The 22454-nt window shown below is 70.0% G+C and carries 17 protein-coding genes; 6 read left to right on the top strand and 11 right to left on the bottom strand.

All coding sequences use genetic code 11. From position 1 onward, the window contains the following. Positions 1-238 precede the first annotated feature (238 nt). The gene (locus tag ACWD38_RS15645; protein ID WP_184481063.1) at positions 239-430 is read right to left on the bottom strand and encodes a hypothetical protein; all 192 of its coding nucleotides are present in this window, start codon (positions 428-430) and stop codon (positions 239-241) included. A 166-nt stretch (positions 431-596) separates the two neighbouring features. Between ACWD38_RS15645 and ACWD38_RS15640 the strand changes: the two genes are divergently transcribed. Both ACWD38_RS15640 and ACWD38_RS15635 read left to right on the top strand, forming a co-directional pair. Beyond that, a complete protein-coding gene (locus ACWD38_RS15640) occupies positions 597-3098 on the top strand; it encodes a DEAD/DEAH box helicase (RefSeq protein WP_184481061.1) in 2502 nt (833 codons plus the stop codon). Positions 3099-3177: 79 nt separating this feature from the next. Continuing rightward, positions 3178-3591, top strand: a complete 414-nt coding sequence (locus ACWD38_RS15635; protein ID WP_184481059.1) for a universal stress protein — start codon at positions 3178-3180, stop codon at positions 3589-3591. A gap of 140 nt (positions 3592-3731) precedes the next feature. Here the strand turns inward: ACWD38_RS15635 and ACWD38_RS15630 are convergent, their stop codons facing one another. From ACWD38_RS15630 to ACWD38_RS15615, 4 genes are all read right to left on the bottom strand, one after another. After that, positions 3732-7127: an NB-ARC domain-containing protein gene (locus tag ACWD38_RS15630; protein WP_450124313.1), complete on the bottom strand. Its 3396-nt coding sequence runs from the start codon at positions 7125-7127 to the stop codon at positions 3732-3734. A 564-nt stretch (positions 7128-7691) separates the two neighbouring features. Beyond that, complete coding sequence (locus ACWD38_RS15625) at positions 7692-8555, bottom strand: class I SAM-dependent methyltransferase (protein ID WP_450124312.1); 864 nt, start codon at positions 8553-8555, stop codon at positions 7692-7694. A 327-nt stretch (positions 8556-8882) separates the two neighbouring features. After that, positions 8883-10019 carry a hypothetical protein gene (locus ACWD38_RS15620; protein ID WP_450124311.1) on the bottom strand — a complete coding sequence of 379 codons (1137 nt, stop codon included), beginning with the start codon at positions 10017-10019 and terminating at the stop codon, positions 8883-8885. 107 nt (positions 10020-10126) lie between these two features. Continuing rightward, positions 10127-12019 (bottom strand): heavy metal translocating P-type ATPase, encoded by a 1893-nt coding sequence (locus tag ACWD38_RS15615; protein WP_450124310.1) that lies wholly within the window; start codon positions 12017-12019, stop codon positions 10127-10129. Positions 12020-12118: 99 nt separating this feature from the next. On the opposite strand from ACWD38_RS15615, the gene ACWD38_RS15610 reads away from it, so the two are divergent. Together ACWD38_RS15610 and cutA are read left to right on the top strand one after the other, a co-directional pair. Beyond that, complete coding sequence (locus tag ACWD38_RS15610; RefSeq protein WP_184481049.1) at positions 12119-12460, top strand: ArsR/SmtB family transcription factor; 342 nt, start codon at positions 12119-12121, stop codon at positions 12458-12460. 50 nt (positions 12461-12510) lie between these two features. Beyond that, positions 12511-12828 (top strand): divalent-cation tolerance protein CutA, encoded by a 318-nt coding sequence (gene cutA, locus ACWD38_RS15605; protein WP_184481047.1) that lies wholly within the window; start codon positions 12511-12513, stop codon positions 12826-12828. A gap of 80 nt (positions 12829-12908) precedes the next feature. Here the strand turns inward: cutA and ACWD38_RS15600 are convergent, their stop codons facing one another. Further along, on the bottom strand, positions 12909-13106 hold the full coding sequence (locus tag ACWD38_RS15600; RefSeq protein WP_184481045.1) for a 4Fe-4S domain-containing protein: 198 nt from the start codon (positions 13104-13106) through the stop codon (positions 12909-12911). An 87-nt stretch (positions 13107-13193) separates the two neighbouring features. On the opposite strand from ACWD38_RS15600, the gene ACWD38_RS15595 reads away from it, so the two are divergent. Together ACWD38_RS15595 and ACWD38_RS15590 are read left to right on the top strand one after the other, a co-directional pair. Further along, positions 13194-13964, top strand: a complete 771-nt coding sequence (locus ACWD38_RS15595; protein ID WP_450124309.1) for a TetR/AcrR family transcriptional regulator — start codon at positions 13194-13196, stop codon at positions 13962-13964. Positions 13965-14030: 66 nt separating this feature from the next. Beyond that, the gene (locus ACWD38_RS15590) at positions 14031-15320 is read left to right on the top strand and encodes a cytochrome P450 (RefSeq protein WP_184481043.1); all 1290 of its coding nucleotides are present in this window, start codon (positions 14031-14033) and stop codon (positions 15318-15320) included. Here ACWD38_RS15590 and ACWD38_RS15585 read toward each other — a convergent pair whose 3' ends face one another. The 5 genes from ACWD38_RS15585 to ACWD38_RS15565 form a co-directional block, all read right to left on the bottom strand. Continuing rightward, positions 15321-15848, bottom strand: coding sequence for a cyclodeaminase/cyclohydrolase family protein (locus ACWD38_RS15585; protein WP_450124308.1), 528 nt, complete (start codon positions 15846-15848; stop codon positions 15321-15323). Positions 15849-15859: 11 nt separating this feature from the next. Next, positions 15860-17557: a formate--tetrahydrofolate ligase gene (locus tag ACWD38_RS15580; protein ID WP_450124307.1), complete on the bottom strand. Its 1698-nt coding sequence runs from the start codon at positions 17555-17557 to the stop codon at positions 15860-15862. Beyond that, on the bottom strand, positions 17554-18396 hold the full coding sequence (locus tag ACWD38_RS15575; RefSeq protein WP_184481036.1) for a methylenetetrahydrofolate reductase: 843 nt from the start codon (positions 18394-18396) through the stop codon (positions 17554-17556). Before ACWD38_RS15575 ends, ACWD38_RS15580 begins: the two co-directional genes overlap by 4 nt. A gap of 19 nt (positions 18397-18415) precedes the next feature. Further along, positions 18416-19615, bottom strand: a complete 1200-nt coding sequence (locus ACWD38_RS15570; RefSeq protein ID WP_184481034.1) for a glycine cleavage T C-terminal barrel domain-containing protein — start codon at positions 19613-19615, stop codon at positions 18416-18418. Positions 19616-19738: 123 nt separating this feature from the next. Then, a complete protein-coding gene (locus ACWD38_RS15565; protein WP_450124306.1) occupies positions 19739-22225 on the bottom strand; it encodes a GcvT family protein in 2487 nt (828 codons plus the stop codon). Positions 22226-22454: the final 229 nt, after the last annotated feature.

Here is a 22454-nt window from a genome sequence, read left to right as displayed (position 1 = left end):
CCTCTCGCTGCGGGATCTTTTTCCCGAGTGGCTCCGCCACGAGGGAAAAAGCTGTCCTCGCGAGAGGCTCACTGAGAACCCGCGGGTGAGGGCTTTTCGACGTGGGCTATGTGCTTCGCACATACAGGCACGACCTTCGGTCGCCAGGCAGGCTTGCTTCGCAGCCCAACTGCACGGCTTCGCCGCAAGGCACTGCATTCGGCGGCAAAGCAGGCGGGGGAGGGGTTGGGTTTGCGGCTCAGTGGCCGTTGAAGTGGTATTCCCAGCCCGAGTCGGGGGCGTAGTGGAGGCGGTAGCAGGTTTCGATCTTGGGGCCGTCGTGCAGGTGGACGTGGCGGAGCAGACGGCCGTGCACCGCCTCGGAATCGCGCAGTCCCTGTTCGCGCCCGTCCAGCGGTCCGCCGACGAACCGCACCTGTCGTTCCGGCATGCGCACAGTGTCGATGATCCCCGCCGGGCCGATCCAGCCCCGGCCCGACGCCTTTCACTCGATGGAGTGAGTTCCGGTGGCTCGGACGGTCCAGCTCGTCGGCCCCCGGCCCGCACCGGACCCCGGCTGAGGTGCGCACGAGCGCGCCAGGGACGATTCGAGGGCCATGAAGCTCACGGACCACCTCCCCAGCGCACCTGACCCCGACGTCCTGCTCGACGCCTTCACGACCTGGACGACGGGGCAGGGCATCGAGCTCTACCCGGCGCAGGAGGAGGCGCTGATGGAGGTGGTGACCGGGGCGAACGTCATCCTCAGCACCCCCACCGGCTCCGGCAAGAGCCTCGTCGCCACCGGCGCGCACTTCACCGCGCTGGCCGACGGCAAGCGCAGCTACTACACCGCGCCGATCAAGGCGCTGGTCTCGGAGAAGTTCTTCGCGCTGGTCGACGTCTTCGGTGCCGAGAACGTGGGCATGATGACCGGCGACAGCAGCGTGAACGCCGACGCGCCGATCATCTGCTGCACCGCCGAGATCCTGGCGAACCTGGCGCTGCGCGACGGCGAGCAGGCCGACGTGGGCCAGGTCGTGATGGACGAGTTCCACTTCTACGCCGAGCCGGAGCGCGGCTGGGCGTGGCAGGTGCCGCTGCTGGAACTGCCGCAGGCCCAGTTCGTGCTGATGTCGGCGACGCTGGGCGACGTCGCCCGGTTCGAGAAGGACCTGGTGGCGCGCACCGGCCGGTCGACGGCCGTGGTGAGCTCCGCGGAACGGCCCATCCCGCTGACGTTCCGCTACGCGCTCACCCCGCTGCACGAGACGATCGAGGAGCTCCTGGGCGGCAACCAGGCTCCCGTCTACGTCGTGTACTTCAACCAGGCGTCCGCGATGGAGCAGGCGCAGGGCCTGATGAGCGTGAACGTCGCCTCCCGCGAGCAGCGGAACAAGATCGCCGAGGCGATCGGGGACTTCCGGTTCACCGCCGGGTTCGGCAAGACCTTGTCGCGGCTGGTGCGCCACGGCATCGGCGTGCACCACGCGGGGATGCTGCCGAAGTACCGGCGGCTCGTGGAGCAGCTCGCCCAGGCGGGCCTGCTGAAGATCATCTGTGGGACGGACACGCTCGGCGTCGGCATCAACGTGCCGATCCGCACCGTGCTGCTGACCGGGCTGACCAAGTACGACGGGGTGCGCACCCGGCACCTGAAGGCGCGCGAGTTCCACCAGATCGCCGGTCGCGCCGGTCGCGCGGGCTACGACACCGCGGGCTACGTGGTCGTGCAGGCCCCGGAACACGTGATCGAGAACGAGAAGGCGCTGGCCAAGGCGGGGGAGGACCCGAAGAAGCGGCGCAAGGTGGTGCGCAAGCAGGCGCCCGAGGGCTTCGTGTCGTGGAGCGAGAAGACCTTCGACAAGCTCGTCGAGGCCGAACCGGAACCGCTGGTCTCCAGCTTCCAGGTCAGTCACTCCATGCTGCTCAACGTCATCAACCGGCCCGGCGACGCGTTCGCGGCGATGAAGCACCTGCTCACCGAGAACCACGAGGACCGCCCGGCGCAGCGCAGGCACATCCTGCGCGCCATCGCGATCTACCGCGCCCTGCTGGCCGCGGACGTGGTGGAGCAGCTCGACGAGCCCGACGAGCAGGGCCGCCGGGTGCGGCTGACCGTGGACCTGCAGTTCGACTTCGCGCTCAACCAGCCGCTGTCGCCGTTCGCGCTGGCCGCGATCGAACTGCTCGACGTGGACTCGCCCGGCTACCCGCTGGACGTGCTCTCCGTCATCGAGTCCACATTGGACAATCCGAGGCAGGTGCTGTCCGCGCAGCAGTTCAAGGCGCGCGGCGAGGCCGTGGCGCAGATGAAGGCCGACGGTATCGAGTACGACGAGCGGATGGAACTGCTCGAGGACGTCACCTACCCCAAGCCGCTGCAGGACATCCTCGAAGCGGCCTACGAGATGTACCGCAAGGGCCACCCGTGGGTCGCCGAGCACGAGCTGTCGCCGAAGTCCGTGGCGCGCGACATGTTCGAGCGGGCGATGAACTTCGTCGAGTTCGTCAACCACTACGGCCTGGCCCGCTCCGAAGGCCTCGTGCTGCGCTACCTCGCCGACGTCTACAAGGCGCTGCGCCACACGGTGCCCGCCGACGCGAAGACCGAAGAGCTCACCGACCTCATCGAATGGCTCGGCGAACTCGTGCGCCAGGTCGACTCCAGCCTGCTCGACGAGTGGGAACGGCTGCGCAACCCCGGCGCCGAACCCACAGCCGACGCCGCCCCGGTCGACGAGGGCCCGGCCCGCGTCACGCAGAACAAGCGGGCGTTCCGGGTGCAGGTGCGCAACGCGCTGTTCCGCCGCGTCGAGCTCGCCGCCCGACGCTGGACCACGCCGCTGGGCGAACTCGACCCCGAGTTCGGCGCCGAAGCGTGGGAGGAAGCCCTGGACGGCTACTTCGCCGAATACGACGAGATCGGCACCGACGCCGACGCGCGCGGCCCCGCCATGCTGATGATCACCGAGGAGTCGCGGCGCTGGCTGGTGCGGCAGATCTTCGCCGACCCCGCCGGGGACCACGACTGGGGCATCAGCGCCGAGGTCGACCTCGCCGCCTCCGACGAAGAGGGCGCCGCCGTGATCCGGGTCCAGGCCGTGGACCAGCAATAAGGAGTCCGAGGACGGTGGCACGGCCCGTTCCGGTGCCATACGATCAAGGTTTCCGGCCGCGACGGAGGGGAACGCGATCATGCCGCAGACCGTGGTAGCAGGTATCGACGGGTCCGAGGAGTCCAAGCGGGCGCTGCGCTGGGCCGCCGAGTACGTCACGAAGGTGGGCGGACTCGTGCACGCCATCACCGTGTGGCACCAGCCCGTCCAGTTCGGCTACCGGCTGCCCACTCCGGACGCCGAGCTCGAACAGCGCGCCCGCAAGCTGCTCGACGACACGACCGAAGCCATCAAGGCCGAGTTCCCGAAGGTCGACATCCGGCCCCGCCTCGTGCGCGGCCACGTCATCGACGAACTGGTGGGGCTCTCCCCGCAGGCGGACATGATGGTCGTCGGCAACAAGGGCCACGGCGCCTTCACCGGCATGATGGTCGGCTCCGTAGCCCTCAAACTCGTCCACCACGCCCGCTGCCCCGTCCTCGTCGTGCGCTGACCGGGTTGGTTCGGTTTTACGTGGTGTGTGGGGTGGACTAGGGGTTAGCGGAGCCTTAGCGGTTGTCTTGCTGAGGCTCCGCTTTCGGGTAGGTCGCATTATCGCAAAAGGATAGTTCGAAAACCTGTTGTGTCGAGAAATTACGTAATGATTCGAAATACGTATGGACCGGCAGTGCCCGCCACGGCGCACTCCGAACTTCCAGGAAGCCATCCGGCTCCCACTGGATCGGCGTCCACCCTTAGTGCAGACACGCACATGTCCTTTTTTTGGCTCCACAGGCGCACAATGCGGTCGTGGCCGGTGCTGACTAGCCAGGAGTCGTCGGGGCTGATTTCCAGAGCTGTGACTCTGCTCGAATGATCGGCCACTGTTGAGATAGGTGTGCCATCAGAAGCCCAGCGTCGCACAGTTCCATCGTCGCTTCCTGTGGCGAGCCAGCGGCTATCAGGACTAATTTTCACAGTCGTGACCCTCTTAGTGTGCCCAGTTAGCGTGGCGATGTGATTTCCTTCTCGGTGCCACAATCGCGCGGATCGATCGTTGCTTCCGCTCGCCAGCCAGGTGCCGTCCGGGCTGATCGCCACCGATGTAACCCCATTGAAGTGACCAGTCAGAATGGCGATAGGGGTCCCATCGGATTCCCAGAGGCGCACGGTGCGGTCACGACTGGCAGTGGCCAGCCAGGTGCCGTCGGGGCTGATCGCCACTGCCGTTACAGCATCGGTGTGATCGGTCAAAGCGGCGATGGGCGCCCCATCGGAGGACCAGAGGCGTACGGTGCGGTCCTCGCTTCCGGTGGCGAGCCAGTTGCCGTCTGGGCTGATCGCCATAGTTGTGATCGTGCTCGTGTGACTTGTGAGGGTGGCGGTTTCTGTTCCTCCCACGGTCCATCGTCGGACGGTGCAGTCCTCGCTTCCGGTGACCAGCCAGGTGCCGTCGAGGCTGATCGAGACGGCCGTGACTTTCCCGGTGTGTCCGGTAAGGGTGGCGACAAGGCTGCCATTATTCGCCCACCGGTAAACGGTTCCTTCGTCGCTTCCGGTGGCGAGCCAGTTGCCGTCTGGGCTGATCGCCATAGTTGTGATCGTGCTCGTGTGACTTGTGAGGGTGGCGGTTTCTGTTCCTCCCACGGTCCATCGTCGGACGGTGCAGTCCTCGCTTCCGGTGACCAGCCAGGTGCCGTCGAGGCTGATCGAGACGGCCGTGACTTTCCCGGTGTGTCCGGTAAGGGTGGCGAGATGGGTGCCGTCAGAAGACCAGCGCCGAACAGAGCCGTCGTAGCTGCTTGTTGCCAGCCAGGTGCCATCCGGGCTGATCGACACAGCCGTGACCCAGTCGGTGTGTCCGGTAAGGGTGGCGAGGTGGCTGCCGTCAGAAGACCAGCGCCGAACAGAGCCGTCGTAGCTGCTTGTTGCCAGCCAGGTGCCATCCGGGCTGATCGACACAGCCGTGACCCTGCCGGTGTGTCCGGTAAGGGTGGCGAGGTGGCTGCCGTCAGAAGACCAAGTGCGAACTGCGCCGTAATGACTTCCGGCGGCGAGCCAGGTGCCATCTGGGCTGATCGACACAGCTGTCACCGCATGGCTGTGGCCGTGCAGGGTGGCGATTGGGGCTCCCTCGGCCGACCAGAGGCGCACTGTGCGGTCTTCGCTCCCCGTGGCCAACCAGGTGCTGTCGGGGCTGATTGCCACCGCCATAACCCCACGAGTGTGACCAGTTAGAGCGCCGATAGGGGTCCCATCGCCCTCCCAAAGGCGAATGGTGCGATCACTACTGGCGCTGGCAAGCCAGGTGCCGTCGGGGCTGATCACTACTGCCATGACCGAGTGGCTGTGGCCGTGCAGGGTGGCGATTGAGGCTCCCTCGGCTGACCAAAGGCGCACTGTGCCATCCTCGCTTCCAGTGGCCAACCAAGTGCCATCGGGACTGATCGCGGTGGTGATGACCGGCTCAGGGTGGCCGGTGAGAACTCGTTGCAGGGCGGGATGCGGTGTGTCCGGCAAAGGCCAGACGGACGACAAATAGGGGCCAGGTACTGCCGTGATCGCTGCGGCAACGTAGTCAGTTAGATCCGAGTATCCATGTAAACGGGACAGCAAAGTGGCTGCGAGCGCATTGTCAGGTTCCACTGGTGCCAGCAAATGTGCGTTCTGGGTGATGACGCGTCGCAGGGCCGCCCCGAGGGGGGCGTTGACATGTGCTAAATCATTTTCCACGGCGGCGGGGCCGTCACGGTGTAGGACGGCGAGGAGCCAGCGAATATTGCAAACGGTGGTGTCGAGCTCCTCGTTTCGATCCGCGTGATGTAAGTGGTGAGAGAGGGTTCGCCATAGGTAAGGTTCGCTCCTCGGAAGTTCCCACCATGCCGTCGTCCCATTCGTACGTGTCAATTCTGCGCGATGGGCATCGAGGAGTGATCGATGGTAATACGTGAGGCGGAGGCCGGCTCGGTGCCGAAGGTAATCTCCAATAACATCGTGCAACTGCAGTCTGGGGGTTGCGTTAAGGCTGTAGCCCTGTACTAGCGAAAGATCATCCAGCTGCATGCAGAGCTGCTCGACATCGTCGTCGTCGAGCCCGGCGGTGTGGCCCCAAAATACTTCCAACGTGCGTTGGGGTATCACCGCGTCCTCGGGGAACACTGCCAATTCCAGGAAACGTTCCAGCAGGTGATGGTTTTCCTCGGCGAGTAACGACAGGCTTACCTCTACGGTGGCGGCTACCGCAAGGCTGCGTTGGTTCGCATTGGTGATATCCAGGGCAGTTGGCCCCTTCGCCGCCAGTCGATCTCCGACCCTTTTTGTTGCTTCGGGGACTGGCAAACCCCGCTGGAGGTACTTCCTGACCGCCCGGTTGGCCAGTGTCATGAGAACCGGCCACCCTCCAGTGCGGGCAAGTAGTGGCTCCCAAGCCTTGTCAGAGCTGGCGGGCAATCCTTCGCTGAGTACGGTGCGTGCCTGCTGAGGTGTCATAGCATCGACCGCTACTTGAGCCGTGCCCGTTGGTAGCACGTCGCGCATCCGGGTGGTAACGAGACGACGGCATGATCGTCCGCCATGTAGGAACGGTGCCAACTGAGATGCCCGCCAGACGTCGTCCACGACCAGTAGGCACTCTGCATTGTCAAGGATCGCGCCGAGGTGTTGACCAGCTTGTTCGGGGTCTGTCAGCAGAGGGCGATGTCCTGAGACTCGTACGGTCAGATCGTTGATCTTCCCAGCCAGGTCAGCTTCTTGTACCTGCTCGCCGAGGGTCACCCACAGGACGCCGTCCGGGAACTGCCGCAGGACACGTTCTTGCCGGCAAACAGCGGCAGCCAAGGTGGTCTTCCCGAAACCTCCTGCTCCGGCGACACCGACCAGCGCGACCACGTCGTCATCTTCGTCGGATAGCAACTTATCCACCAGGCGGTCGGACAGCTCCGGACGGGGCACCACGCGGTTCGGAGGGGTCGGCACGACCCCAGTGCTCGTTAGCGAGGTCGGGGCGCCGATGTTCAGCGTAATGTCACCCCCGACGTTTCCTGCCTGCACCGCCGTTCCAACTCGTCCGTCCAGCTGATTCCGCCCAGCGTTCCAGGGCCCGACTGTTGATGGCCCTGCGTCACTGGCGCTCTCTGTCACGACGAGTGCCTCCCCACGATTCAAGTAGCAGCTCTGCGCACCTCGGTCGATCTTGATTCGCCAGTCTGCCATCGACCGTTTCTTCGGTGATAGCAGACCAGAACGCGACGTACGGTCTGGAGCCGATCCCTGTGGGTTCCTGCCTCAAAACGCGTGCATCTGCCTCGCCCGCCGGGGCGACCTGCGAGCGCTCTCTGCGTGCCGAGGCTTCTTAATAGTCAAAAACTCGTGGATGCCGGCTACGCGGCGTGATCCTTGCACACATTGATTACCTCGCCTCAGATGACGCTTGAGCACTTACGCGTACAGACGGGGCTGTTGTCGGTGACGCAGGCTGGCTTTGTCAGCGCTGCGTGAGTTTCAACTGTCAGTTGCACGGTTTCATTGCTGCAGGTGAGGGTTTGCCAGTAGTGCGATGCACATCGCCCGCCGGTCCTCAAGGGGCCGGCGGGCGATGTCGTGTTGGCAGGGGGATCAGCCTTCCAGGCGGGCGGTGAGCATTTGGCTCTGCTCGTGGAACATCTCCTGGACGCCGGAGAACGTTCGGCCGTAGCCGGCGGCGATCTCCATGCTGGGGTCGCGGCGCACGGTCCAGCCCTTGCCGGTGAGCACGTCGCCGGGGTCGGGGCGGTCTTCGACGCTGAACAGCGACGGCAGGTCGATGCCCCACTGGTCGGAGACCTTCTGGATCTCGTCGCCGAGCATCTGGTCGCGGTCACCGGCGACGTGCTCGATGGACAGGCGGCTGCCCGGCGCGGAGAACCGGTGGATGGTGTCGAGCAGCTGCGCTTCGGCGTCCACGGGGAGGTAGGGCAGCAGGCCTTCGGCGAGCCAGGCCGTGGGCACCGAGGTGTCGAACCCGGCGTCTTGGAGCGCGCTCGCCCAGTCGTCCCGCAGGTCGACGGCGACGGCGTGCCGTTCGGCGGCGGGCTTCGCGCCGATGTCGTCGAGGGTCCGGTCCTTGAACTCCAGCACCTTCGGCTGGTCGATTTCGAAGACCCGCACGCCGCTCGGCCAGGCCAGCCGGAACGCGCGGGTGTCCAGGCCGGACGCGAGGATCACGGCCTGGCCGCAACCGCCCGCGGCGGCGCGCAGGAAGAACTCGTCGAAGAACCGGGTCCGCACGCCCATGTAGTCCGACACCATGCCGCGCATCAGCTCTTGCGCTTCGGCGCTGGCGAGCTGGGGCGCGTCGGCGGCGTCCACCAGGGCGCGGGCGTACGGGTCGTTGATCAGCCGGTCCTCGCGGGCCGATTCGGCGGCGCGGCCTTCCGCCACGGCGAGGGCGGTGATCCCGACTCCGGAAACGATGTCCCATTGCTCGTGCGTGCTGGTCACCTGAGCACCTTTCAGTCCGCTTCGAGTTCCTTTGCGAGGCTAACTGGAAGGTTGCGTCGCACAACTATGTGTGACTCATTCGCTCTTCGCCCATTTCGGGCGAACAGCCTAGTGCGCTCACCCGGCGGGCAGCGGCGGCCGATCGGATGCGCAGGTGAGGGGCGGTTTCGGTGCTGCTCCGATCGGTGCGCCGCGGCCCGGCTCGGTGTCACCCGTTCAGCCGAAGGTCAATTCGGGGTGCGCTGCTCGTCGAGCGCGGAAAAGCGCGCGGTCACCTGATGTTCGACGGAGGGAGAACCGCCGTCCGGCGAATTCGGCGGACGCGGCTCATTCGGTTTCCCGTTCGCGGCGGCGCTGCTCCTCGCGGTAGCCGTACGCGGCCTGCCGGACGGCCGCATCCGATTCCAAGCTGGAGCCCAGCGCGCCGGCGACCACGCCCATCGTCGTGAACCCCCACGCCAGCGTCAGGTACCGGGTGAAGTCCGCCGGATGCCCCAGCGTGCTCGACAGCAGGTTCGGCGGGACCAGCAGCAGGCCGACCAGCACGTTGATCACGAACAGCCCCGCGTACATGACCCCGACGCCGATGAGCAGCGTGAGCACCGTCGACGTGTTGTAGAGCAGCACCTGCTCGCGGTCCTGCGGGCTGTCCGAACGGCGCTTCTCCCACAGGCCGTGCGCGGCGATCAGCCAGCCCACCAGGACGGCCACCGAGCCCACCGCGGCGATGATCTGGCGCATCGGGCCGAGCTGGTCGCCGATCTGCCAGATGGTGCTGGAGGACAGGCCGAACGCGCTCGTGGCCACCGCCGCCGCGAGGGCGTTGCGCAGCCCGAACACCAGCCGCCACGGCTGGTTGGTGCGCACCATCCCGCTGAGCAGTCGCAACCGCCCCCGGGTGCGGGTGGCGGTGTAGCGGATGTCCACCTCGCCGTCGTCGTCGTGCTCGCCCTCCCGGCGGATCGGCGCGACCACCTCGGTGAGCCCGCTGTCCAGCCCGTACCGGTGGTCGGCGCCGCCTTCCCGGCCGGTGAGCTCGTCGGCCAGCTGCAGCACGACCTGCCGGGAGCGCCGGTAGGGCTGGGTGCCGCCGAGCGTCGGCAACGACACCACCGCGACGTGCTCGTCGACGTTCGCGTCCGCCACCACCGGCCTGCCGTTGGCCCGCACCGGCAGGTCGGTGAAGGTGATCGCGTAGTCCCAGTTGCGCTGCTGCAACCGGTCCCGGGTCGCGCGCAGGATGTCCCGGGTTCCGTGCAGGCCCGCCGTGACCGGGTCGACGTCCACTTCGACCGTCCACTCCCGCTCGTCGCCGAGGTGTTCGGGCAGTTCGTCGGCGAGGTGCCGGGCGACCCGCTCCGGCAGGTCCGGGTCGGTGATCAGGCCGAGCGTGACCTGCTCGGCGGGGTTCGGCGCGTCCTGCTCGCCGGAACGCTCGGTCCCGCCGTCGTCCTCGGCGCTCATGTCGCGGTGTTCCTCCTGTGCTCCGTGTTCGTACATCGGCTCTGGAGTATCCACTCGGGATGACGGCAAACATCATCCGCGATGAGCCCGGCGCGTGCGCGGGTGGGTCAGCGCCACGCCCGGGAGCGCAGCAGGCGCAGGCCGTTGAGCCCGACCAGCACCGTCGACCCCTCGTGCCCGGCGACGCCCAGCGGCAGCGGCAGGTCGCCGACGAGGTCCCACACCACGAGGACCGCGATGAACGAGGCCGCGATGACCAGGTTCTGCCGGACCAGGCGCCGTGCCCGCCGGGACAGGTCGACGAGCTTGGCGACGGCGGCGAGCTCGTCGCGCACGATCACCACGTCGGCGGTCTCCAAGGTGAGGTCGGCGCCGGCCCGGCCCATCGCCGCACCGGTGTGGGCGGCGGCCAGCGCGGGGGCGTCGTTGATCCCGTCGCCGAGCATCAGGGTGCGGTCGCCGAGCTCCCGCACGGCGGCGACCTTCTGCTCCGGCAGCAGTCCCGCTCGCACTTCCCGGATCCCCGCCTCGTCCGCGATGCGCCGGGCGGCGAGTTCGTGGTCGCCGGTGAGCAGCACGGGCTCCGCGCCGGTCAGCTCCCGCAGTGACCGCACGGCCGCGGCGGCGTCCGGCCGGATCCGATCGGTCAGGCCGAGCACGCCCGCGACGACGCCGTCGGCGAGCACCACCACGGCGGTGCGCCCGGCGGACTCCACGGCGGCCACGCGCTCCGAGCGCTGCTCGGGGCCGCGCACCTCGATCCGCCGTCCCGCGACGAGCGCGGTCACGCCCCGCCCCGGTTCGGCGCGGAAGTCCGCGGCGTCCGGGATCGGCAGGCCGCGTTCGCGGGCGGCGGTGACCACGGCCCGGCCCAGCGGGTGCTCGCTGCGGTGTTCCGCTCCGGCGGCCAGTGCCAGCACCTCGTCGGCGCCGTGCCCGGATTCGGGGTGGATCTCGGCGACGACCGGCACCCCCTCGGTGAGGGTGCCCGTCTTGTCCAGCGCCACCCGCTCGACGTCGGCGAGCCGTTCCAGCACCACCGCCGACTTCACCAGCACTCCGCGCCTGCCCGCGTTCGCGATCGCCGACAGCAGCGGCGGCATCGTCGCCAGCACCACCGCGCACGGCGAAGCGACGATCATGAACGTCATGGCGCGCAGCAGCGCGTCCGCCACGGCCGCCCCGAACAGCAGCGGGACGCCGAACACGGCCAGCGTCGCGAGCACGATGCCCATCGAGTAGCGCTGCTCGACCTTCTCGATGAACAGCTGGGTCGGGGCCTTCGCCTCGCTCGCCTCCGCCACCAGCGCCACGATGCGCGCGATCACCGATTCCGAGGCGTCCCGCGCGACGCGCACCCGCAGCGCGCCGGAGCCGTTGAGGGTTCCGGCGAACACCTCGTCGCCGGGGGCCTTCGCGGCGGGTATCGGCTCACCGGTGATCGTGGCCTCGTCGATCTCGGTGCGGCCGTCGAGCACTTCGCCGTCGGCGCCGACGCGTTCGCCGGGGCGCACCAGGATCTCGTCGCCGACGACCAGGTAGGCGGCGGGCACGGTCCGCTCCGCGCCGTCGCGCACCCGCACCGCGGTCTCCGGGGCGAGGTCCAGCAGGCCGCGCACGGAGTCCTCGGTGCGCGCGGTGGCGTAGGCCTCCAGCGCCCCGGAGGTCGCGAAGATGACGATGAGCAGCCCGCCGTCGCGCACCTGGCCGATGCTCGCGGCCCCGATCGCCGCGACGATCATCAGCAGGTCCACGTCCAGCGTGCGTTCGCGCAGCGCCCGCAGCCCCGCCCAGGCCGGTTCCCAGCCGCCGGTGGCGTAGCAGAGCAGGTAGAGCGCCCAGGAGGTCCAGGCAGGTCCGCCGCCGAGGTCGACCGCGAGTCCGAGCAGGAACGCCAGCAGCGCGGCCCCGGCCCACCGGCTCTCGGGCAGGGCGAGCAGGCCTCGGCGGCGCGGTGCGGCCCGTCCGGCGGGTGCGGGGCGGTCGGTGAGCGTGGTCATCGCGGTTCCTCGGGAACGGGGGTGCGGCGCCACACAAGATACATGAATGACTGTTCAGATGTGCAGGTGTTCAGGTGGGGTCGTGGCTACACTGCGCGCATGGGTCATGGAGTCGAGGGCGTCGCGCCCGCCGCCAAGCTGGACGCGGTCTCGGCGTCTTCGGTGGCCGAGACCCTGCAAGCGCTGGCCACGCCGTCCCGGCTGCTGATCCTCAGCGAACTGCGCCAAGGCGCGCGGCCCGTCGGCGAGCTCGCCGCGGCCGTCGGCATGGAGGCGTCGGCGGTGTCCCACCAGCTGCGGTTGCTGCGCTCGCTGGGCCTGGTCAGCGGCAGTCGCACCGGCCGCAGCGTCGTCTACAGCCTCTACGACGACCACGTCGCCCAGCTGCTCGACGAAGCCGTCTACCACATCGAGCACCTGCGGCTGGGCCTGTCGGGTTGAGCCGTCGCGCTCGCGCCGGAACGGTCGGGCGTCGGCGATAGCCTCGGGGCATGGCTGACTACGTGCAGGTCGTGACGACCACGGATTCCGAAGCGGCGGCGGCGGAACTGGCCCGCGGCATCGTCGAGGCGCGGGCCGGGGCCTGCGTGCAGGTGGTGCCGATCCGCAGCTTCTACCGCTGGGACGGGGCGGTGCAGGACGACCCCGAGTGGCAGTTGCAGGTCAAGACCCCGGCGTCCCGGCTCGACGCGCTGATCGCGCACATCGGGGCGCACCACACCTACGAGGTTCCCGAGGTCATCGCCACCCCGATCGTCGGCGGGAACCCCGCGTACCTGTCCTGGCTCGACGAGGAGACCTCGGGCTAGTTCGGCGCCGCGCCGTCGGGTGATCCCGGCGGCGCGACTCGAATCCACTGAGGACTGATTTCCGTCCTCAGTGGATTCCTTCAGTCCTCTTGGATCGCGATGGCCGCCGCCGGGCACAGCGCCGCGGCTTGGCGGGCTCCCTCGTGCCGCTCCGGGGCGGGGGAGTCGTCGAGCAGCACCACGACGCCGTCCTCGTCGCGCTGGTCGAACACGTCCCCGGCGGCCAGCACGCACTGGCCCGCTCCGATGCACCTGTCCTCGTCGATCTCGATCCGCACGGCTCCTCCTCCGGTGCTGGGTCCGCTCACGTCCACCGCCGCGTTGTGCAGGCAGCCGACTTAAAGCTACGCTAGCATTTAAGTCAGATGGGTTTCTTAATGGAGGAGATCGATGACGGACGAGGACACCCGCGCCGCCGCGCGCCGGTGGGCTCGGCGGAAGCCCGCCGCGGTGGTGAGACGATGACCGTCGTGGACGCGGAAACGGTGCGGAACAGGCCCGGTCGAGCAGCCGGCGTCCGGCGCGAGCAGGCCGACGCCACGCGGGAGCTGCTGCTGCGCACCGCAGAACGGCTGTTCGCCGAGCGCGGGCTCTCCGAGGTGTCCAACCGGCAGATCGTCGAAGCCGCCGGGCAGGCCAACAACTCCGCGCTGGCCTACCACGTCGGCACCCGCGAGGACCTGCTGCGCGCCCTCAGTGACACCCACAGCGAACCGATCACCCGGCGCACCGGGGAACTGATCGAGGCGGCGAGCGGCTCCGACGACCCGCGCGATCACGTGGCCTGCCTGGTGCTGCCCTACGTCGAGCACCTGGCGGGCCTGGGCAATCCGAGCTGGTGCGCGCGGTTCACCGCGCAACTGGCCACCGACCCGGTGCTGCGCGACAACCCGATGCGGGCGCCCGAGATGGAACCGCTGCTGCGCACGGTCGACGAGGCGCTGGCCGCGCACAAGCCCGAGCTGCCGCCGAAGATCGCCGCGATCCGCCGGGAAACGGCCCGGCTCGCGGTCCTGCACACCTGCGCCGAGCAGGAGCGCGCCGCCGCCGAGACCGGCGCACCCGCGGACTGGGACCTGGTCGGCGTCGCCTTGACCGACAGCCTCACCGGCCTGCTGCTCGCACCCACCCGCTGACCCGCGGCACCCACCTGAACCTCCCTCGTCACGGGCGGCGCACGCCGCCCGGGAACCGGACTGCGCATGACCACTGCCGACGAGACCACCGACCCGAACGCCGTCCCGGCACGACCGGCGATGCGGCGGCCGCTGCCCCCGGAACTGATCGAGCGGGGCGAGTGCCCGTTCGACCCGCCCGCCGAGCTGGGCAGGCTGCGCGGCGAAGGGCCCGTCGCGCCGATCACCTTGCTCAACGGGGCCCGCGCCTGGATGGTGACCGGCTACCGGGAGGCCCGCGAGGCGTTCGGCGACCCCCGGTTCAGCTCCGACAAGTTCCGCCACCGCGACGCGCTGCAGCTGACCCCGGAGGAAGTGGCCGCCGGAACCTGCCCGCACGCCCCGGAAAGCGCCACGCCGAGCGGGCACGGCCTGTTCATCTTCATGGACCCGCCCGAGCACACCCGGCTGCGCAGGCTGCTCATCGGCGAGTTCACCGTCCGCCGGATGCGGGCGCTGGAATCGCGGGTGACGGAGCTGGCGGTCGAGCTCATCGAGGACATGCGGGCCGCCGGGAACCGGGCCGACCTGGTCGCGGACTTCGCCCTGCCGCTGCCGTCGCTGGTCATCTGCGAGCTGCTCGGCGTGGACTACGCCGACCGCGCCCGGTTCCAGCGCTCCGCCGCGGTCAGCTTGAACTTCCGGCTCCCGGAGCAGGAGCGGCTGCGGGCCGGGGCGGAGCTGCGGGAGTTCATGCGCGAGCTGGTCGCGAGCAAGCGCGCCGCACCGGGCGACGACCTGCTGTCCGGGCTCGTGCACGGCGACGCGGACCCGGCGCTGACCGATCTGGAACTGGTCGACATCGCCACCACGCTGCTCACCGCCGGGCACGAGACGACGGCGAACATGCTCGCCCTCGGCACCTTCGCGCTGCTCGAACACCCCGAGCAGCTGGCCGCGCTGCGCGCCGACCCCGCGCTGGTGGACGGCGCCGTCGAGGAGCTGCTGCGCTACCTCTCGGTGCTGCACCTCGGCACCACCCGGGTCGCCACCGAGGACCTCACGCTCGGCGGTGTCGACATCGCCGCCGGGGACACCGTCCTGCTGTCCATCCCCGAAGCCGACCGCGATCCGGAGCACTGGCCCGAGCCCGACCGGCTCGACGTGGCCCGGCCGCGCAGCCCGCACCTGGCCTTCGGCCACGGCGTGCACCAGTGCCTCGGCCAGCAGCTGGCGCGCGTCGAGATGCGCATCGGTTACGCCGAACTGCTCGACCGCCTGCCCGGGTTGAGCCTGGACGTGCCCGCGGGCGACGTGCCGCTGCGCACCGACATGATCGTCTACGGGGTGCACGAACTCCCGGTCACCTGGCGGTGATCAAGGGGAGCGGCGGGCCGCCGCGGCGGCGTGGGCGTCGGCCTCGTCGGCCGCGCCCGGGTCCGCGCCCGCGGCGGTGAGGTTGATCCGCGCCAGGATCGCCGCGCCGCGAGCGCAGGCCGCCGCCAGCGCGGCGGCGGTGTGCGCGTCGCCCCGCAGCGCGGGCGTCGCCTCGGCCGCCACTTCGGCGGCGAGCGCGGCGACCTGCTCCGCCAGTGCGGCCAGCGCGGCAGGCGGTCCCGCCGCCCCGACCAGCGCCGCCGCCAGCGCCGCGCTCCGGCCGGGATCGTCCCGGTCGCGGCGCTGCGCGGCGAGCACCTCTCGGTAGGCGTCGGAATCCGCGCCCGCCAGCTCCGTCGCCCGCTGCCGCAACGCTTCCGCCTGCGCCGCCCGCGTGGGGTCCCGGCGCAGCCGGGCCGTCATCGCGAGCAGCCCGGCCGCCGCTGCGGCGGTGACCGCGCCGACGACACCGCCGGTGGCGGACGGCGTCGGCGCGGCCACCTCGTCCAGGAAGTCCCGCACGCTCACGCCGAGATCGGTCAACTCAGCCCCACGACCTGACCGTGCTCGTCGATGTCGATGCGCTCCGCCGCCGGATGCGACCCGAGGCCGGGCATGGTGCGCATGTCACCGCAGATCGGGTACACGAACCCCGCTCCGACCGAGGCCCGCACCTCCCGCACCGGCAACGTCCAGCCGGTCGGAGCGCCCAACAGCCCCGGATCCGAGCTCAACGACAGGTGCGTCTTCGCGATGCACACCGGCAAGGTGCCGAACCCGTTCGCCTCGTAGTCCCGCAGCGAGCGGGCCGCGGCCGGGGTGTAGGACACGCCGTCGGCGCCGTACACCTGCCGGGCCACCGTGTCGATCTTCGTGCGCAGGTCCGCGGAATCCGGGTACAGCAGCTGGAAGCGGCTCGGTTCGGAGGCGGCCTCCACCACGGCCTCCGCCAGTTCCTTCGCGCCCTTGCCGCCGTCGAGGAAGTGGCTGCTCACCGCGACGCGCGCGCCAGCGGCCTCGGCGACCTCGCGGATCGCCGCGTGCTCGGACGGGTGGTCGGTGGGGAACGCGTTGACCGCCACCACCGGCGACACCCCGTGCAGCCGGATGTTCTCGATCTGCTTGCGCAGGTTGTCCGCGCCGGCCAGCACGTCGTCGGGGTTCTCCGCCAGCAGCTCCGGCGGCAGTGGGCGGCCCGCCACGATCCGGTGGTTGCCGGAGTGCGCCTTCAACGCGCGCACCGTCGCCACCAGCACCGCCGCGTCCGGGCGCAGGCCCGAGGTGCGGCACTTGATGTTGAAGAACCGCTCCGCGCCCATGTCCGCGCCGAACCCGGCCTCGGTCACCACGTAGTCCGAGCAGCGCCCGGCGATGCGGTCGGCCACCACCGAGGAGTTGCCGTGCGCGATGTTGCCGAACGGCCCGGCGTGCACGAACACCGGAGTGTTCTCCGTGGTCTGCATCAGGTTCGGCTTGATCGCCTCCCGCAGCAGCACCGTCATCGCCCCCGCCGCCCGCAGCTGCTCCGCGGTGACGGGGGAGCCGTCGCGGGCGTAGCCGACGACGATGCGCCCCAGCCTGCGCCGCATGTCGTGCAGCGAGTTCGACAGCGCCAGCACCGCCATCACCTCGCTGGCGGCGGTGATGTCGAACCCGGTCTGGCGCGGCGCTCCGTCGGCGGGCCCGCCCAGGCCGGTCACGATGGAGCGCAGGTCCCGGTCGTTGACGTCGAGCACCCGCCGCCACGTGATCCGCTGCGGGTCGATGTCGAGCTCGTTGCCCTTGTGCAGGTGGTTGTCCAGCATGGCGGAGAGCAGGTTGTGCGCCGCGGTCACCGCGTGCATGTCCCCGGTCAGGTGCAGGTTCAGCGCCTCCATCGGCACCACCTGGCTGTAGCCGCCGCCGGCGGCACCGCCCTTGATGCCGAACGTCGGGCCCATCGACGGCTGCCGGATCGCCACCGCCGAGCGGTGCCCCAGCAGCCGCAGCGCCTGCCCGAGCCCGACGGTGGTGGTCGTCTTCCCCTCGCCCAGCGGGGTGGGCGTCACGGCGGAGACGAGGACGTACTTGGCCGCCGGGCGGTCGGCGAGCTCCTCGATCGCGTCGAGGGACACCTTCGCCACCTGCCTGCCGTACGGTTCCAGCAGGTGCGGGCCGATGTCGAGCTGCGCGGCGATCTCGTCGATCGGGCGGAGCGCCGCGGCTCGGGAGATGTCCAGGTCGGACGGGATGGTCATGCGGGAACCTCCTGGATCCGGGCGAGGGCGTCGTCGCGCCACTGGACGGTCCGGTCGAGTTCGTTGAACGTGAACAGGTGCCACCCGGCGATGCCCGGGGCGGGCTCGTCCAGGTGCGGCCAGAGCCCGTCGAGCAGCGCGTCCGGCGTGTACGGCGCGAGCAGCTTCGTGACCAGGCCGTGCTGCTTGCGCAGGAACCGCAGCGATTCGCCGAGGCCGATCTTCATCGACACCCGCAGCAGCTTCGTCACGTCCACCGCGCCGGGCAGGCCGACGTGCACGGGCAGCAGCACGCCGCGCGCGCGGACCTCGCCGAGCCATTCGGCGATGCGGCGCGGGTCGTAGCAGATCTGCGAGACCACGTAGTCCGCGTGGCGCGCCTTGTCCGCCATGGCCCGGATCGTGACCTCGTCGGACAGGAACGCGTGCCGCTCCGGGTAGCCGGTGATGCCGACCTTGCCCGGCTTGCGGTCCAGCTCCGCCATGGCCCGCAGCAGCGCGAGCGCGTCCGGGAATTCCCCGGCGGGCACCGGGGAATCGCCCGCGATGACGAAGACCTCGTCGCTGCCCAGCGCCGCCGCGCGGTCCAGCAGTTCGGCCAGCCGCGCCCGGTCCGGGACGGAACGCGCCGCCAGGTGCGGCACCACGTGGAACCCGGCCGCCGCCAGCCGGGCCGCGACGTCCATCGTCGCGTCGAGGCCCTTCGCGGCGGAGGCGGTGACGGTGACGGTGCTGCCCGCGGGCAGCACCGCCGCCCGCTCCGCCGCTCCGCGCACCGGCAGCACCTCGAACCTGCTGCGGCACAACATCTCCTGCAGCCGCTGAGTGCTGGTGTCCATCAGCTCGACCCCCGCTCGCTCACGCCGTGGCCGTGCGTTCGAGGTGCTTGGGGATGTCCTTGTTGGGGTCGTGGAAGGGCTTCTCCACGACGATCGCCTCCTGCGGGCCGTGCTGGGTGTGCACCACCAGCTCGGTGCCCGGTTCCTGGTAGGCGACCGGCACCATGGCGAAGCCGATGTTGCTGTCCAGCCGGGGGGAGTGGCAGGCGGAGGTGACCTCGCCGATGCGCAGGCCGTGCGGGTCGTGCACGTCGAACGGTTCGATCATGCTGCCGTCGTTGAACGAACCGACGCCCGGTCCGCCCATGCGCACGCCGACGAGCTTGCGCGCCACCCCTTCGGCCTTGATCCGGGTCAGCGCCTCCTTGCCGAGGAAGTCGGCGTCCTGGTCCAGATCCACCATCCACGTCTTCTCGAAGCCGTAGCCCGCCTCGAACGGGTTCGTCTCGTAGGTGATGTCGCAGCCCCACGACAGGATTCCCGCTTCGATGCGGCGGATGTGGCACGGCCCGATGACCTGCATGCCGTGCGGCCGGCCCGCCTCCCAGATCGTCTCCCACAGCTTCACGCCGTCGCGGGTGGCGTTGTGCAGGTAGATCTCGTAGCCCAGCTCGGCGGTGTAGCCGGTGCGCGAGACGACGACCTGCATGCCGTTGAGCTCGCGGTCCACCGCGTAGTAGTAGGGAACGTCCAAGATGGACTCGCCGAACAGGTCGACCATCACGTCCCGCGACTTCGGCCCCTGCACCTGCACCGGTCCCACGTCGGGTTCGCGGATGTGCACGTCCATGCCCAGGCCGTGGGCCAGTCCCTTCGCCCACAGCAGCACGTCGCTGTCGGCGAGCGAGAGCCAGAAGTGGTTCTCCCCCAAGCGAAGCAGCACGGGATCGTTGATGATGCCGCCGTCCTCGGCGGTGACGAACACGTACTTGCACTGCCCGACCTTGCACTTGGTGAGGTCGCGCGGCACCAGCATGTTGGTGAACTCGAACGCGTCCGGCCCGGTGATCTCCACCTGCCGCTCCACGCCGACATCCCAGAGCGTCACCCCCTCCAGCAGCGCCCAGTACTCCGCCACCGGGTCGCCGTAGTGGCGCGGGTGGTAGGTGTGGTTGTAGACGCTGTAGAGGCTCACGCCGTGCTGCCGGGAGGCGTGGAAGAACGGCGACTTGCGCAGCCGGGAGTACTGCAGAATTCCGGGGTTCGGATTCACTGCCATCAGGGGTTCTCCTTTGCGGTGAGCGATCTGTCCGGCCCGGTCGGGGTGCGCGGCGGCGCACCCCGGCGGTGAGCCGGGCGACGTGTGGACTTCGGGTACCGCGATGCGGGTGAGCGGGGGCGCTCAGCGCCGCATGCGAGCCATGTCGGGGTCGAACACCGGGTCGGCGACGACCGCGGCGGGATGTCGGCGGTCGAAGTAGGACACCCGCAGCGGAGTGCCCGGCTCGGCCAGTTCGGCGGGCAGCCACGCGTAGGCGAGGCTCATGTCCGCGCTGTGGCCGTATCCCGCGCTGGTGGTGAAACCGACCGCGTCGCGGCCGGTCTCGGGGAACACCGGCTCGGCGCCCATCAGCACCGTGCCGTCGGTGACGTGCAGGCAGCACAACCGCCGCCGCACCGGTCGTTCGCGGCGCCGCAGCAGGGCGTCGCGGCCGACGAAATCTCCCTTGCCGGGTTTGACGGCGAACGCGAGACCCGCCTCGTCGGGGTCGTGCTCGCTCCACATGTCCGCGCCCCACGCGCGGTAGCCCTTCTCCAGCCGCATCCCGTTGAACGCGGCGCGGCCGGCGGGGAAGATCCCGTGCTCGGCGCCCTGCGCGGCCAGCAGGTCCCAGAGCCGCCCGCCGAACTCGGCGGAGGTGTAGAGCTCCCAGCCCAGCTCGCCCACGTAGGACAGCCGCAGCGCGACGACCGGCACTTCGCCGACGAACAGGCGCTTCGCGCGGAAGAACCGGAACGCCTCGTGCGACACGTCGACGTCGGCCAGCGGGGCGAGCACCGCGCGGGCGTCCGGCCCCCACAGGCCGATGCAGCAGGTGCCGCCGGTGATGTCGCGGACGAAGGTGGTGTCGTCGGCGTGCGCCCGCAGCCAGGCGACGTCGCGCGGGCCGTTGCACCCGACCTGGAACTCGGTCTCCGACAGCCGGGCCACGGTGATGTCGCCGCGGATGCCGCCGGTGTGCTCCAGCATCAGCGTGTAGGTGACGTAGCCCGGCGCCCGGTCCAGCTTGCCGGTGGTGAGCCGGTCCAGGAGCCCCAGCGCGCCGCGCCCGCTCACCTCGCAGCGGGCCAGCGAGGTCATGTCGAACATCGCCACGCCCTCGCGGGCGGCCTGGTGCTCGGCGGCGGCGATCGGGGAGAAGTAGCGCCCGGCCCACTCGCCGGGGACGACGATTTCCCGCCCGGTGACGAGGGATTCGTTGGACTCGTACCAGTGCGGCCGTTCCCAGCCGTTGGCCTCCAGGAACAGCGCGCCGAGACGTTGCTCCCGCTCGTGGAACGGCGAGGTGCGCAGCGGTCGCGGGTGCAGCGGGGGCTGCTGCGGGTGCACCACGTCGTAGACCTCGCGGAAGCTCTGCGCGCTGCGCTCGGCCACGTAGGCGGGGCTGTGCGCGAAGTCCTCGAAGCGGCGCAGGTCGGCGGCGCGCAGGTCGATGCCGGGGGAGCCGTCGGCCATCCACTCGGCCATCGCCCGGCCCACCCCGGCCGAGTGGGTGATCCACACGGCCTCCGCGACCCAGAACCCGGCGACCTCCCGCGACGGTCCCAGCACCGGCATCCCGTCGGAGGTGAACAGGAACAGCCCGTTCATGCCCTCGGCGATCTCGGCCCGCTCCAGCGCGGGCAGCAGTTCGCACGCGTCGTCCCACGGCTGCTTGAAGTCCTGCGGGGTGAACGGGTGCACCGAGGCCATGCCCGCCCAGGCGCCGCCGCCGGGCGGCGCCTCTGCGCCGTCGCCCGCGGCGGTCGGGGTCAGCTCCTCGGCGCGCACCGGGATCACCCGGTGCTGGTAGGAGCCGATGCCGTAGCGGTCGTGGATCTGCCGGAAGTACATCGAGGCGTCCTGGTGCCGCAGCAGCGGCTGCGCCACCTCGTCCCCGCCGTGCTCCTTCGCCGCGCCGAGTCCGGAGATCGGGCCGGTCACCGCGTACTGGTGCGCGAGCGGCTGGACCGGGATGGACACCCCGGCGAGCGCGCCGATCTTCGGCCCCCAGATGCCCGCGCAGCACAGCACTTCTTCCACTTCCACGGTGCCGGCGCTGGTGCGGACCGCGCGGACCCGGCCCCCGGAGACGTCGAAGCCGGTCACCTCGGTGCGCCCTTCGAACCGCACGCCGAGCCGGGCCGCCTCCCGTGCCATCGCCTCCGCGGCCCGGACGGGTTTGGCGATGCCGTCGCTCGCGACGTGCAGGCCGCCGAAGACGCGGGAGTGCTCCACCTGCGGGATGCGGTCGGCGACCTCGCGCGGGCCGATCAGCTCGGCGGGCACGCCCCACGCGGCGGCGAGGCCGCGCTTGCGCTTGAGGTCTTCCCAGCGCCGCGCGGTGGTGGCGACCTCGATGCCGCCGACCTGGTGGAAGCACGGTGCGCCGTCGAGGGTGTCGGTGGTGAACCGCTGCACCGTGTAGGAGGCCAACCGGGTCAGCAGCTCGGAATTGTTGGTCTGGAAGACCAATCCCGGTGCGTGCGAAGAGGAGCCGCCGGTCGCGAACAGCGGGCCCTGGTCCACGACGAGCACGTCGGTGATCCCGGCGCGCGCGAGGTGGTACGCCGTGGAGCAGCCGACGATGCCCGCTCCCACGATCAGGATTCGTGCCCTGCCGTCCATGTGCCGCCCCCTGGCTCACGACGCTGCTGCCGGGTCCGCTGCTTCCCCGGAGAATTCGGCTCGATCACACGCATGTCGTCCTCGCGCGCCCGGCCGGAGTCCCCGCGGCGACCCCCTGGAGGGTTGTTGCGCTAGTCACAACTGGCTGCGTTAAACGCAACAGTGCGCTTGCGCGCCGGGATGCGTCAAGCACACGAGAGGGCGAATTTCGTTGGAATGATCGGCTTTT

This window comes from Saccharopolyspora sp. NPDC002578 (assembly GCF_053592695.1).
This window is presented reverse-complemented; position numbering and strand designations above follow the sequence as displayed.

Bases quoted from the DNA above. Each gene is read 5' to 3' on its own strand.
- ACWD38_RS15645 (WP_184481063.1), bottom strand. From the start codon at position 430: ATGCCGGAACGACAGGTGCGGTTCGTCGGCGGACCGCTGGACGGGCGC.
- ACWD38_RS15580 (WP_450124307.1), bottom strand. From the start codon at position 17,557: ATGACCATCCCGTCCGACCTGGACATCTCCCGAGCCGCGGCGCTCCGC.
- ACWD38_RS15565 (WP_450124306.1), bottom strand. From the start codon at position 22,225: ATGGACGGCAGGGCACGAATCCTGATCGTGGGAGCGGGCATCGTCGGC.
- ACWD38_RS15615 (WP_450124310.1), bottom strand. From the start codon at position 12,019: ATGACCACGCTCACCGACCGCCCCGCACCCGCCGGACGGGCCGCACCG.
- ACWD38_RS15620 (WP_450124311.1), bottom strand. From the start codon at position 10,019: ATGAGCGCCGAGGACGACGGCGGGACCGAGCGTTCCGGCGAGCAGGAC.
- ACWD38_RS15595 (WP_450124309.1), top strand. From the start codon at position 13,194: ATGGGTTTCTTAATGGAGGAGATCGATGACGGACGAGGACACCCGCGC.
- ACWD38_RS15640 (WP_184481061.1), top strand. From the start codon at position 597: ATGAAGCTCACGGACCACCTCCCCAGCGCACCTGACCCCGACGTCCTG.
- ACWD38_RS15575 (WP_184481036.1), bottom strand. From the start codon at position 18,396: ATGGACACCAGCACTCAGCGGCTGCAGGAGATGTTGTGCCGCAGCAGG.
- ACWD38_RS15610 (WP_184481049.1), top strand. From the start codon at position 12,119: ATGGGTCATGGAGTCGAGGGCGTCGCGCCCGCCGCCAAGCTGGACGCG.
- ACWD38_RS15635 (WP_184481059.1), top strand. From the start codon at position 3,178: ATGCCGCAGACCGTGGTAGCAGGTATCGACGGGTCCGAGGAGTCCAAG.
- ACWD38_RS15590 (WP_184481043.1), top strand. From the start codon at position 14,031: ATGACCACTGCCGACGAGACCACCGACCCGAACGCCGTCCCGGCACGA.
- cutA (WP_184481047.1), top strand. From the start codon at position 12,511: ATGGCTGACTACGTGCAGGTCGTGACGACCACGGATTCCGAAGCGGCG.
- ACWD38_RS15570 (WP_184481034.1), bottom strand. From the start codon at position 19,615: ATGGCAGTGAATCCGAACCCCGGAATTCTGCAGTACTCCCGGCTGCGC.